Genomic DNA, 12,065 nt, shown 5'->3' with positions numbered 1-12,065 from the left:
ACTCAGGCCCCCCTGTGTAATGGTCACTTGTGACCGGAGGAGGTTACCGTGGACAGGTGGGGAGGCGCCAGAGGATTTCCATTAGGCTCGGGCCATGGCTGCTGCGTACAAGCTGATCCTCCTCCGCCACGGCGAGAGCGAATGGAACGCTAAGAACCTGTTCACCGGCTGGGTGGACGTCAATCTGAACGAGAAGGGCGAGAAGGAGGCGGTCCGGGGCGGCGAGCTGCTCAAGGACGCCGGCCTGCTCCCCGACGTCGTCCACACCTCGCTGCAGAAGCGTGCGATCCGCACCGCGCAGCTCTCCCTCGAAGCCGCGGACCGGCACTGGATCCCGGTGCACCGCTCCTGGCGGCTCAACGAGCGGCACTACGGTGCGCTCCAGGGCAAGGACAAGGCGCAGACCCTCGCGGAGTTCGGCGAGGAGCAGTTCATGCTCTGGCGCCGGTCCTACGACACCCCGCCGCCGCCCCTCGAGGACGGCACGGAGTTCTCGCAGAGCGACGACCCGCGCTACGCGTCGATCCCGAGCGAGATCCGTCCGCGCACCGAGTGCCTCAAGGACGTCGTCGAGCGCATGCTGCCGTACTGGTACGACGGCATCGTCCCGGACCTGCTGGCCGGCCGCACTGTCCTGGTCGCCGCGCACGGCAATAGCCTGCGCGGTCTGGTCAAGCACCTCGACGGCATCTCCGACGCCGACATCTCCGGTCTGAACATCCCGACCGGCATCCCGCTCTCCTACGAGCTCGACGCCGACTTCCGCCCGCTGAACCCGGGCGGCACCTACCTCGACCCGGACGCCGCGAAGGCCGCCATCGAGGCCGTCAAGAATCAAGGCAAGAAGAAGTAGCGACGTACGCAGGACGCGCGAAGGGCCCCACCCGGATCCGGGTGGGGCCCTTCGTCCCGCAAGGGGTGGTCGTCAGGGTCTCAGGAGGTGCAGCCGCCGCATTGGCAGGCGCCGCCGGACTGGCATCCGCACCCGCAGCTCGCACCGCAGCCGCACGCTCCGAGCACGGGCAGCTGTACCCGCACGAGCTGCGGGGGACGGTCGAGTGACGGCTGGTCCCGGATGGTCGACGGGGTGGGGGAATCCTGCATAAGTACCCTCCTCGGCTGGGCTACCGCACGCAGTCGAAGCCGCCACGTGCGGGCGCATCAGCACCCATTGAACGCGCCCGGAGGCAGGCGCATCAACGGCGCGCGGAGGCACGACAGGGCGCGGGCCGGGATCTGTCGGGCCCCCCGCCCGACAGATCCCGAACCCTGACCCCGTTGGCCGCCGGACTCCGTCAGACCCCGTCCACCTGCGTCGCGGGCGGCGTCAGCTCGTCGGCGTGCTCGCCGGTGACCAGGTAGACGACGCGCTTGGCGACCGATACGGCGTGGTCGGCGAACCGCTCGTAGTAGCGGCCGCACAGCGTCACGTCGACCGCCGTCTCGATACCGTGCTTCCAGCGGTCGTCCAGCAGGTGCTGGAAGAGCGTGCGGTGCAGCTCGTCCATGCGGTCGTCGTCCGCCTCCAGCTGCAGCGCGTCGTCGACGTCCTTGGTGACGATGACCTCGGCGGCCTTCGCCATGAGGCGCTGGGCGAGCTGGCCCATCTCCAGGATGGTGCTGTGCAGGTCGTTCGGTACGGCCGACTCGGGGAAGCGCAGCCGGGCCACCTTCGCGATGTGCCGGGCGAGGTCGCCCGACCGCTCGATGTCCGCGCTCATCCGCAGGCTGGTGACGACGATGCGCAGGTCGGTGGCGACCGGCTGCTGCCGGGCAAGCAGGGTGATCGCCCGTGCTTCCAGGTCGCGCTGCAGGGCGTCGACCTTCTCATCGGCCGCGATCACGCTCTCGGCGATGTTCAGGTCCGCGTCCAGCAACGCGGTGGTGGCCCGGCCGATGGCGGATCCGACGAGCCGGGCCATCTCGACCAGCCCTTCACCGATCGAGTCGAGCTCCTCGTGATATGCGTCCCGCATCGCTGTCCTTCCGTCCAAACAGAGGCGTCTCCTCCACGCTCCCACGCTGATGGGCGTACGCGTACCGCTCGAGCATCCCGAGTGAATCAGCGCCTACGTCAAGGTGAACTCTTGGCAACGGGCGTTCGAGAGGTAGCTCTCAAGGCTGTGGAGCACCCCTTATGGCCGCCTAACCTGGGGGTATGGACGTGAACGCGGCTCTTGCCGCAGCCAGTGCGATAGCCGGTCTGTGTACCGGTGTGATCGCTGTGCTCGCGTTCCGCTGGAGTGAGCGGGAACAAGCCCGCCCCACCCGCACGGCCCTGCGACCCGATGGCGCCGGCGTACTGCCGCCCGGAGTGGACACCGTCCTCTCCGTACTGCGTTCCTCGGCCGTCGTCCTCGATGAGGGCGACACGGTGGTCAAGGCCAGCTCGGCGGCGTATGCCCTCGGACTGGTCCGCGGCGGCCGCCTGGCCGTCGACCAGATGCTGCAGATGGCCCGTGAGACCCGGCGGGACGGCGAGATACGCCAGGTCGAACTGGATCTGCCACGAAGAGGAGCCGGCCGCGGCGAGGGCCTGGCGGTCTCCGCCAGAGTCGCACCGCTCGGCTCCCGGCTGGTCCTCCTCCTCGTGGAGGACCTGACCGAGGCCCGCAAGATCGAGGCCGTACGCCGTGACTTCGTCGCGAACGTCAGCCATGAGCTCAAGACCCCGGTCGGCGCGCTGTCACTGCTCTCCGAAGCCGTGATGGACGCTTCCGACGACCCTGAGGCCGTCATCCGCTTCGCAGGGCGGATGCAGATCGAGGCGACCCGCCTCACCAGCCTCGTCCAGGAGATCATCGATCTCTCCCGGGTCCAGAACGACGACCCGCTGGACGACGCGGAACCGGTCGACGTCGACGATCTCGTCGCCGAGGCCATAGACCGCTGCCGCCACCAGGCGAACGCCAAACAGATCACCATGGCCACCGGATCAGCCCCTGACCTGCACATCTGGGGCAACCGCGGCCAGCTCGCGGCAGCTCTCGGCAACCTCGTCGAGAACGCCGTCAACTACAGCCCGGCCCGCACCCGCGTAGGGATAGCCGGCCGCCGGATCCCCTCCCCGGGCGGCGACCTCATCGAGATCTCGGTCACCGACGCCGGCATCGGCATCTCGGAGAAGGACCGGGACCGGATCTTCGAGCGGTTCTACCGCGTCGACCCGGCGCGCTCCCGCGCCACCGGCGGCACGGGTCTGGGCCTGTCCATCGTCAAGCACGTGGCCGCCTCGCACGGCGGGGAAGTCACCGTGTGGAGCGCAGAAGGACAGGGCTCCACCTTCACCCTGCGGCTGCCCGAGGCCGGCATGGCACGCGATCACGCCCTGCTCGGCACCGAACCGGAGGACGACGAGTCCCCCGGTGGCGGGGGCGGCCCCGCCGGAGACCAGCAGTTCTACGAGAACTATTCCGATCACATCCCTGCCCCGGAGGTCCTTCCGTGACCCGTGTACTCGTCGTAGAGGACGAAGAGTCCTTCAGCGACGCGCTGTCGTACATGCTCCGCAAGGAGGGCTTCGAGGTCGCCATAGCAGCGACCGGGCCCGACGCGCTGGACGAGTTCGAACGCAACGGCGCCGACCTGGTACTGCTCGACCTCATGCTGCCGGGCCTGCCCGGCACCGAGGTCTGCCGCCAGCTCAGGCTCAAGTCCAATGTCCCGGTCATCATGGTGACGGCCAAGGACAGCGAGATCGACAAGGTCGTCGGCCTGGAAATAGGCGCAGACGACTACGTGACGAAGCCCTTCTCCTCCCGCGAGCTGGTGGCCCGTATCCGGGCCGTCCTGCGCCGCCGCGGCGAGCCCGAGGAGCTGTCCCCGGCCGCCCTGGAGGCCGGCCCGGTACGGATGGACGTCGACCGCCACGTGGTCACCGTCTCCGGCGGAAAGGTCGACCTCCCGCTCAAGGAGTTCGACCTGCTGGAGATGCTGCTGCGCAACGCGGGCCGCGTGCTGACCCGTATGCAGCTCATCGACCGGGTGTGGGGCGCCGACTACGTGGGCGACACCAAGACGCTCGACGTCCACGTCAAGCGGCTGCGCGCCAAGATCGAGCCGGACCCGGGCGCGCCGCGCTACCTGGTCACGGTGCGCGGCCTGGGCTACAAGTTCGAGCCGTAACCCCGCCGGCGGGCCGTTCCGCGGACCCGCCCGCTTCCCCGCACAGCACGACGGGCCCGGCAGCACACGCTGCCGGGCCCGTCGTCGTGCGCGGATCGCGCGGTCAGCTCTTCTTGGTCGGCGTGGCCGTACCGGTCGGCGTGCCCGTCCCGCTGGGGGTGGCCGTGTCGGTCGGGGTGGCCTTCCCGCCGTTCTCCGGGGTCCCGGTGGCCGTCGGAGTGGTCTTGGCGGGCGGCTCGGCGGCCGGCGACGGGGCGCTGCTGGGGCCGTACTTCTCGTAGTAGCCCGCGGCGGGCAGCACGTTCGCCTCGAGGGCGACCTCACCGGTCGCGCTGAACGTCAGGGCGATGCGCTGGAAGTCGCCGTCCTTGAACGCCTCGTTGCTGTTCGGGATCGTCGCGGCGGCGTTGCCCTCCCCGCCGAGCAGCACCGAACCGTGCGCCGGGACGGTGACGGTCTTGCTGCCGGCGGTGCCGGACAGGGTCGCCGTCAGGGCGTCGCCGACCTTCAGCGACTGGAGCGTCTGGTCACCGTTTCCGTTGTTGTAGATGCGGGCCGAGACCGACGCGGGGCCGGAACCGGCCTTCTCCGTCAGGATCACGGCGTTCTGCACCTGGATGTCGCCGACGGTGGTCGCGGCATTGTCGGGGCGGACCTCGTGCGTCTGCGCGTTGTTGCCGGCGCCGCAGGCGGCGAGCGGGGCAATCGAGAGCGCGAGGGCGGCGGCGAGGGCACCGCGTCGAAGGCTGCTGCTCACGGCGGCGGCATCTCCTAGACAGGTAGGGAAGATCTTCCAGCGGGCTTACATTACTCAGCCTTCGTCCCGCCTCCGCACCGGGCCGCCCCTCGGCGGGGCGGTCTCACCCGACCGGGGTGGCCGGGATTGCATTCCGGCATTCCGCCACGGGATTCCGGCGGACCGGGCAAGATCCATTTATCGTGCACCGATCGCCTCCGTTCCGCGACTTCGGAAAATTGGATCATCGCGTCAACGAGGTCCGAACGGAGTAGCGAAGATCCACTCTTCGGAGATCGACAAATGGGGACGTAACACCCCTTCCGCTGGCGCGCCGTTGGGTGTAACGGGCGCGTTTCACCCCTGTCGTATACCGGCTCCGACCTGCGAATACCCCTGCTCGGTACGCCCCTCCAGCACGTTCCGGTAGGGGTTGTCAAGCCCTGAGATATGCCCTGACCTGCGAAAACACCATTCAGAAGAGGCCGTTCACGTGTTACCCTGGATAGCCACGGAAGGGGTACCTGTCACATGACGTTCAAGGTTGGCGACACCGTGGTCTATCCCCATCACGGGGCCGCGCTGATCGAGGCTATCGAAATTCGCCAGATCAAAGGCGTGGACAAGACCTACTTGGTGCTCAAGGTCGCCCAGGGCGACTTGACGGTACGCGTACCCGCGGACAATGCGGAGTTCGTCGGCGTGCGCGACGTGGTCGGTCAGGAGGGGCTGGACCGGGTCTTCGAGGTGCTTCGCGCGCCGTACACCGAAGAGCCGACCAACTGGTCCCGCCGCTACAAGGCAAATCTGGAAAAGCTCGCCTCCGGCGATGTCATCAAGGTCGCAGAGGTGGTCCGCGACCTGTGGCGTCGTGAGCGTGAGCGCGGGCTGTCCGCCGGCGAGAAGCGCATGCTCGCCAAGGCGCGGCAGATCCTGGTCAGCGAGCTCGCGCTCGCTGAGAACACCAACGAGGACAAGGCCGAGGCTCTGCTCGACGAGGTCCTCGCGTCCTGACGCGAGTTCTGCCGCGGTACCCGGTTCCGGCCGGGTGCTGCGGCATGCTTGTGTCCTGACGCAGATCGTTGATCGTTCTGTTCTGCTGTTACCGCTGTTTACCGTCTTCTGCTTTTGTTCTGCTCCGACGTCTCGGCGTGCACAACCCTGCGGACTTCTCACGGAAGGGGTCCGCAGCGTCACACGTTGAGCCGATACCCACCTCGGCCAAGGACACAAACCTCTGAGTACCGCAGCTGTCATCCCCGCCGCCGGACGAGGCGTCCGGCTCGGCCCCGGCACCCCCAAGGCGCTGCGCTCCCTCGGCGGCATCCCGATGCTGGTGCACGCCGTGCGCGCCATGACCCGCTCCCGGGCCGTCTCCCTCGTCGTCGTGGTCGCGCCGTCCGACGGTGTGGCCGAGGTCCAGGCCATGCTCGACAGCCACGGGCTGCCCGAGGGCAAGGACATCAGGGTCGTCGCCGGCGGCGGGACCCGCCAGGAGTCGGTCCGGCTCGGCCTGGCCGCGCTCCCCGAGGACGTCGACATCGTCCTCGTCCATGACGCCGCCCGCCCGCTGGTGCCCGTCGAGATCGTCGACGCGGTCGTCGCGGCCGTACGGGACGGGGCCCCGGCCGTCGTCCCCGGCCTGCCGCTGGCCGACACCGTCAAGCAGATCGACCCCGGCACGAACATCGTCACCGGCACGCCCGAGCGCGCCCTGCTGCGCGCCGTGCAGACCCCGCAGGGCTTCCGGCGGGACGTGCTGGCCACGGCGCACGCGACGGTGCCGGGTGACGGCGAGGGCGCCACCGACGACGCGGGCATGGTCGAGCGGACCGGCGTCCAGGTCGTGGTGGTACCCGGCCACGAAGAGGCCTTCAAGGTGACCAGGCCGCTGGACCTGGTGCTCGCCGAGGCCGTACTCGCCCGCAGGAGGGCCACCGATGGCTTCTGACGCTTCTCTGTCCTCGTCCATGCGTCTGCCGCTCGTCGGCATCGGCACGGACGTGCACGCCTTCGAGGCCGGCCGCGAGCTGTGGTGCGCGGGCCTGCACTGGCCGGACGCCGGTGACGGCCTGGCCGGCGACTCGGACGCCGACGTCGCCGCGCACGCGGCCTGCGACGCGCTCTTCTCCGCGGCCGGGGTCGGCGACCTCGGCGCGCACTTCGGCACCGGACGGCCCGAGTGGGCCGGAGCGTCCGGCGTCACGCTGCTCGCCGAGGCGGCCCGCATCGTCCGCGAGGCCGGCTTCGAGATCGGCAACGTGGCGATCCAGGTGATCGGCGTCCGCCCGAAGATCGGCAAGCGCCGCGACGAGGCCCAGAAGGTCCTCTCCGAGGCCATCGGCGCCCGCGTCTCGGTCTCCGGCACGACGACCGACGGGCTCGGCCTCACCGGCCGCGGCGAGGGACTGGCGGCCATCGCCACCGCGCTCGTGCTGCCGGCGGCTCCGGCCCCGGCTGCCTGAACCCGCCCTCCACCAGCTTTCCCCGAGGCCGATTCCGGACCGGATCCATGGCTGATTCGGTGCCGATCCGGAGCCGATTCGGGCCCGATTCGGAGCCGGATTCTGAGTCCGACCGGGGCTTGAGGGGATTACCCCCGCAGGCAGGAGCCACGCCCGGAAGATCGTCCGGCCCGCTCCCCCCTGCAACCCGAGCGGAGCGCACTTGGCACGGCGTTTCGCCCACTACCCTTGTTGGCGTGACTATTCGCCTGTACGACACCAGCGCTCGGCAGATCCGTGATTTCACCCCGCTCACGCCGGGCTGTGTCTCGATCTACCTCTGCGGTGCCACCGTGCAGGCGGCCCCGCACATCGGGCACATCCGGTCGGGCCTGAACTTCGACATCATGCAGCGGTGGTTCGCCTACCGCGGCTACGACGTCACCTTCATCCGGAACGTCACCGACATCGACGACAAGATCATCACGAAGTCGGCCGAGCAAGGCCGCCCGTGGTGGGCGATCGGCTACGAGAACGAGCGGGCCTTCAACAACGGCTACGACGTGCTCGGCTGCCTGCCGCCCACCTACGAGCCGCGGGCGACCGGCCACATCCCCGAGATGGTCGAGATGATGCGCGAGCTCATCGACCGGGGCCACGCCTACGTCGCCGACGGCAACGTCTACTTCGACGTGCGCTCGTTCCCCGGCTACCTGGAGCTGTCCAACCAGGAGCTCGACAACCTGCGCCAGCCCAGCGGCGAGGGTGAGACGGGCAAGCGCGACCAGCGGGACTTCGCCATGTGGAAGTCGGTCAAGCCCGGCGAGCCGTCCTGGGAGACCCCCTGGGGCCGCGGCCGCCCCGGCTGGCACCTGGAGTGCTCGGCGATGGCCCACAAGTACCTGGGCTCCGCCTTCGACATCCACGGCGGCGGCATCGACCTGATCTTCCCGCACCACGAGAACGAGATCGCCCAGGCGAAGGCGTTCGGCGACGACTTCGCCGGCTACTGGGTGCACAACGCCTGGGTCACCATGAGCGGTGAGAAGATGAGCAAGTCGCTCGGCAACTCGGTGCTCGTCTCCGAGATGGTCCAGCGCTGGCGCCCCATCGTGCTGCGCTACTACCTCGGCACCCCGCACTACCGCTCGATGATCGAGTACAGCGAGGAAGCACTGCGCGAGGCGGAGTCCGCGTTCGCGCGCATCGAGGGCTTCGCGCAGCGGGTCGTCGAGAAGTGCGGTCCTGTCGCGCCGGCCGCCGAGGTGCCGATCTCCTTCGCCGAGGCGATGGACGACGACCTCGGCGTCCCGCAGGCGCTGGCCATCGTCCACACCTCCGTCCGGCAGGGCAATTCGGCCCTCATGGCGGACGACAAGGAAACCGCGATCGCGCGTCTCGCCGAGGTCCGTGCGATGCTCGGTGTACTGGGACTGGACCCGCTCGGCGAGCAGTGGGCCGGCGGCGGGCACGGTGACGACCTGCACGGCGTCGTGGACTCACTCGTCCGGCTGGTGCTGGAACAGCGGCAGGCGGCCCGGGAGCGTAAGGACTACGCGACCGCCGACGCCATCCGCGACCAGCTCCAGCAGTCGGGGCTGGACATCGAGGACACCGCGTCCGGACCCCGGTGGTCGCTCGGCTCGCGCTGAGCGCGTCACCGTGCCGTCCGCCGGCGTACCAGACCCGTCCGCCGTACCAGCTCCGCCCGAACAGCCCAGTCCCCCTATACGTCAGTACATTTTCAGCAGCGAAGAAGTGAGAGTGCCCCATGGCCGGGAACAGCCAGCGCAGGAACCGCCGTACCTCCAACAAGAAGGGCATGAAGGTCGGCACCGGCGGTCACCGGCGTAAGGCTCTGGAGGGCAAGGGCCCGACCCCGCCCGCCTCGGACCGCAAGGGCCACAAGAAGAACCGCGTCGCGAAGGCCGTGGCCAAGCGGACCGTCTCCTCGCAGTCGCGCCGCCCGTCGGGCCGCGGCGCGAAGTCCACGGCCGAGCTGGTCGTCGGCCGTAACTCGGTGGTCGAGGCGCTGCGCGCCGAGATCCCGTCGACCGCGGTCTACGTCCAGCAGTACATCGACACCGACGACCGGGTGCGCGAGGCGATCAAGCTCGCGACCGACCGCGGTGTCCCGCTCATGGAGGCCGCGCGCCCCGAGCTGGACCGGATGACGAACGGCCTGAACCACCAGGGCATGGTCCTGCAGATCCCGCCGTACGAGTACGCGCACCCGGAAGACCTGCTGGAGACCGCCGCCAACAGCCACGAGGCCCCGCTGATCATGGCGCTCGACGGCATCACCGACTCGCGCAACCTCGGTGCGGTCGTCCGCTCCATGGCCGCGTTCGCCGGTCACGGCGTCGTCGTCCCCGAGCGCCGCGCGGCGGGTATGACCGCCGGTGCGTGGAAGACCTCGTCGGGCGCCGCCGCCCGCGTCCAGGTCGCCCGCGCCACCAACCTGACCCGGACGCTGGAGGCCTACCAGAAGGCCGGTCTGGTCGTCGTCGGCCTCGCCGCCGACGGTGCGACGGACCTGCACGAGCTGGACGCGCTCGCCGGCCCCGTCGTGATCGTCGCGGGTTCCGAGGGCAAGGGGCTGTCCCGCCTCGTCGGCGAGACCTGTGACTTCCTGGTGCGCATCCCGATGCCGGGTGGCGCGGAGTCCCTCAACGCGGGCGTCGCCGCCGGCATCGTCCTGTACGAGGCGGCCCGCCGCCGCGCGTGACCCCTTGGCGGCCGCGCGCCACCCCTTGTGCGTGACGCCTTGCGCGTGACTTCTTGTGGGTGACGTCGGGTGCGCGGTTGTTCGTGTGTGACCGACCTCCGTGGACGCTGACGAGGACCCGGACCGGATCACTTCCGGTCCGGGTCCCGATCTTTTCGGAGTCGGCCCCGCATCGTTCCCGGCCAGCGCCCCGATGCTGTTGATCTTGACGGGTCTCGGACATCCATCGGTGCGTCGGCAGTGTCCTAAACGTCTGTCACTCGGTTAGTGGAGTGTGGACACCAGAACACCCCGCACTCCTACGGGGGGTGGGACGCCCGGGTTCGACGAACCTGCCCTGAGCATGCTCAAGGTCCCGAGCGACCCGGCCCAGGTCATCGTCAACCACGCGAGTTTCCGCGTCCGGCTCGGCGTGACCTCGGCCCGTGCCCTGAGCCTCGACGAGACCGCGCGGATCCCCGTCATTCCCAGCTCCGTCAGGCGACGGGCCGCACCAGTGGTGTGGTCCGGCCGGACCGAGCCCGGCGACCCGGCTGCCGGCCGGCTCCTGCAGGCGGTCCGCCACGCGGGCCACGCGGGCGCGGAATCCGGCTCCGGACGCTCCGGCCCCGACACGCCCGCCGGCTCGACGCAGCTGCTGCCGCGGATCGACATCGACGAGGCGGCGACGCCCGGCGTCGTCGGCCCGCGCATGCCGGAACCCGAGCTGCTGCGCGGCGTCCGGCCCGCCCGTGGCGCCTTCGACGACGACTACGACGGCTACGACGACGAGTTCGGTGACGGGCGCGGTGACCGCCGCGGCAAGGGCCTCGCGGCCGGACCGGGCGAGAAGAACGGGATCCGGCGGGGCCGCAACGCCGAACCGATCCGGCACGCCTGGTACCCCGGGCACCGGATGAATCTCGGCGTCGTCCTGCTCCCGTTGCGCGTCTTCCTCGGCTTCATCTCGGTCTACGCCGGCATGAGCAAGCTGTGCGACCCCGTGTACTTCGACGGCGGCGAGCGCGGCTCGATGGTCAAGTGGCTCACGTCACTGCACCCGTGGGCCGCCGCGGCGCCGCTGCGCGACCTCGCGCTCACGCACCCCGTGGGCGCCGGGCTGACCATCGCCTTCCTCCAGGTCATCGTCGGCGTGCTGACGATCTGCGGGCTGTGGCAGCGGGTCGCCGCGTCCCTCGCCGCCGCGCTCTCCGTGGCGCTGCTGGTGACGGTGACCTGGCGCACGGTCCCGGTCTACGACGCCCCGGACTTCATCTACCTCGCCGCCTGGAGCCCGCTGATCATCGCGGGCGCCCCCGTCTACTCCGTGGACGGCCGCCTCGCGGGCGAGGCGTGGCGGCGGCTCGGGCCGCGCGCCGAACTGTGGGACCTGCGCAGGCGGGTGCTGCGCCGGGGTGTGGTGCTGGCCACGATCTTCGTCGGCCTGACGCTGCTGTGCGGATCGGTGCTGGGTGCCGCGGTGCGGTCCTCCAGCACCCACACTGACGTGCCGACCCCGGCGCGCATCCCCGTCAACAACCTGCCGGGCACCCCGCTGCCCGAGGTGTCGGGGACGGCCACGCCCGGCAAGCCCAAGCCCACCCCGAAGCCGTCGAAGTCCGCCGGCGCCAAGAAGAAGCCGTCCAAGTCGCCCTCGGCGTCGCCGAGCGGCACCCACAAGAGCGGCAGCACGGGCAGCGGCAGCAGCAGCAAGCCGCGCGAGTCCTCCTCGCAGCCGACGCAGCCCAGTTCCCCGCACCAGTCGCACCGTCCGACGACGTCCCCGACGACCAGCAGTGGCACCGTGCACGACCCGATCGGCGGCCTCCTGGGCAGCGGATCGCCCGCCGGCCTGCTGCTCGGCCGGTCGGGACCGTCCGGCGACGCCGGAGGCACCGGCGGGTCGGCCTGACGGGTCGGGTCGGCAGGATGACATGGCGGTGGCCCGCACCCTTCGGGGGTGCGGGCCACCGCCATGTGCGTAAGGGGGCCGTGGGCGCCGTGGAGGGACCGTAGGCGACCCGGAGGCGGTGGAACGCGTGAGAGGGGCTCA

At 70.2% G+C, this 12,065-nt stretch carries 11 protein-coding genes; 9 read left to right on the top strand and 2 right to left on the bottom strand.

Annotated elements, in window-relative coordinates; translation table 11 throughout:
- The first annotated feature begins 94 nt into the window (after positions 1 to 94).
- Positions 95 to 853, top strand: coding sequence for a phosphoglyceromutase (locus G3I60_RS21560; RefSeq protein ID WP_138354079.1), 759 nt, complete (start codon positions 95 to 97; stop codon positions 851 to 853).
- A 442-nt stretch (positions 854 to 1,295) separates the two neighbouring features.
- Here the strand turns inward: G3I60_RS21560 and phoU are convergent, their stop codons facing one another.
- Positions 1,296 to 1,976, bottom strand: a complete 681-nt coding sequence (gene phoU, locus G3I60_RS21555; RefSeq protein ID WP_138354080.1) for a phosphate signaling complex protein PhoU — start codon at positions 1,974 to 1,976, stop codon at positions 1,296 to 1,298.
- A 182-nt stretch (positions 1,977 to 2,158) separates the two neighbouring features.
- Between phoU and G3I60_RS21550 the strand changes: the two genes are divergently transcribed.
- Both G3I60_RS21550 and G3I60_RS21545 read left to right on the top strand, forming a co-directional pair.
- Positions 2,159 to 3,448: a cell wall metabolism sensor histidine kinase WalK gene (locus tag G3I60_RS21550; protein WP_138354081.1), complete on the top strand. Its 1,290-nt coding sequence runs from the start codon at positions 2,159 to 2,161 to the stop codon at positions 3,446 to 3,448.
- Positions 3,445 to 4,125, top strand: a complete 681-nt coding sequence (locus tag G3I60_RS21545) for a response regulator transcription factor (RefSeq protein ID WP_138354082.1) — start codon at positions 3,445 to 3,447, stop codon at positions 4,123 to 4,125. The genes G3I60_RS21550 and G3I60_RS21545 overlap by 4 nt, the downstream gene beginning before the upstream one ends.
- A gap of 103 nt (positions 4,126 to 4,228) precedes the next feature.
- Here G3I60_RS21545 and G3I60_RS21540 read toward each other — a convergent pair whose 3' ends face one another.
- A complete protein-coding gene (locus G3I60_RS21540) occupies positions 4,229 to 4,882 on the bottom strand; it encodes a DUF461 domain-containing protein (RefSeq protein WP_138354083.1) in 654 nt (217 codons plus the stop codon).
- 510 nt (positions 4,883 to 5,392) lie between these two features.
- Here G3I60_RS21540 and G3I60_RS21530 point away from each other — a divergent pair.
- From G3I60_RS21530 to G3I60_RS21505, 6 genes are all read left to right on the top strand, one after another.
- A complete protein-coding gene (locus G3I60_RS21530; RefSeq protein ID WP_033174074.1) occupies positions 5,393 to 5,875 on the top strand; it encodes a CarD family transcriptional regulator in 483 nt (160 codons plus the stop codon).
- Positions 5,876 to 6,098: 223 nt separating this feature from the next.
- Positions 6,099 to 6,812: a 2-C-methyl-D-erythritol 4-phosphate cytidylyltransferase gene (gene ispD / locus G3I60_RS21525; RefSeq protein WP_138354084.1), complete on the top strand. Its 714-nt coding sequence runs from the start codon at positions 6,099 to 6,101 to the stop codon at positions 6,810 to 6,812.
- Positions 6,802 to 7,326 carry a 2-C-methyl-D-erythritol 2,4-cyclodiphosphate synthase gene (ispF, locus tag G3I60_RS21520; RefSeq protein WP_164295047.1) on the top strand — a complete coding sequence of 175 codons (525 nt, stop codon included), beginning with the start codon at positions 6,802 to 6,804 and terminating at the stop codon, positions 7,324 to 7,326. Before ispD ends, ispF begins: the two co-directional genes overlap by 11 nt.
- Before the next feature lie 236 nt (positions 7,327 to 7,562).
- Positions 7,563 to 8,957, top strand: a complete 1,395-nt coding sequence (gene cysS, locus G3I60_RS21515; RefSeq protein ID WP_164295046.1) for a cysteine--tRNA ligase — start codon at positions 7,563 to 7,565, stop codon at positions 8,955 to 8,957.
- A 119-nt stretch (positions 8,958 to 9,076) separates the two neighbouring features.
- Complete coding sequence (gene rlmB, locus G3I60_RS21510) at positions 9,077 to 10,033, top strand: 23S rRNA (guanosine(2251)-2'-O)-methyltransferase RlmB (protein ID WP_138354087.1); 957 nt, start codon at positions 9,077 to 9,079, stop codon at positions 10,031 to 10,033.
- 343 nt (positions 10,034 to 10,376) lie between these two features.
- Positions 10,377 to 11,924, top strand: coding sequence for a DoxX family membrane protein (locus G3I60_RS21505; RefSeq protein WP_164295045.1), 1,548 nt, complete (start codon positions 10,377 to 10,379; stop codon positions 11,922 to 11,924).
- Positions 11,925 to 12,065 lie beyond the last annotated feature (141 nt).

Origin of the sequence: Streptomyces sp. SID13666 (genome assembly GCF_010548325.1) — a bacterium.
In the GTDB taxonomy this organism is placed as follows: domain Bacteria; phylum Actinomycetota; class Actinomycetes; order Streptomycetales; family Streptomycetaceae; genus Actinacidiphila; species Actinacidiphila fildesensis.
The sequence above is the reverse complement of the archived record's forward strand: the minus strand, read 5'-3'. Positions and strand labels throughout refer to the sequence as shown.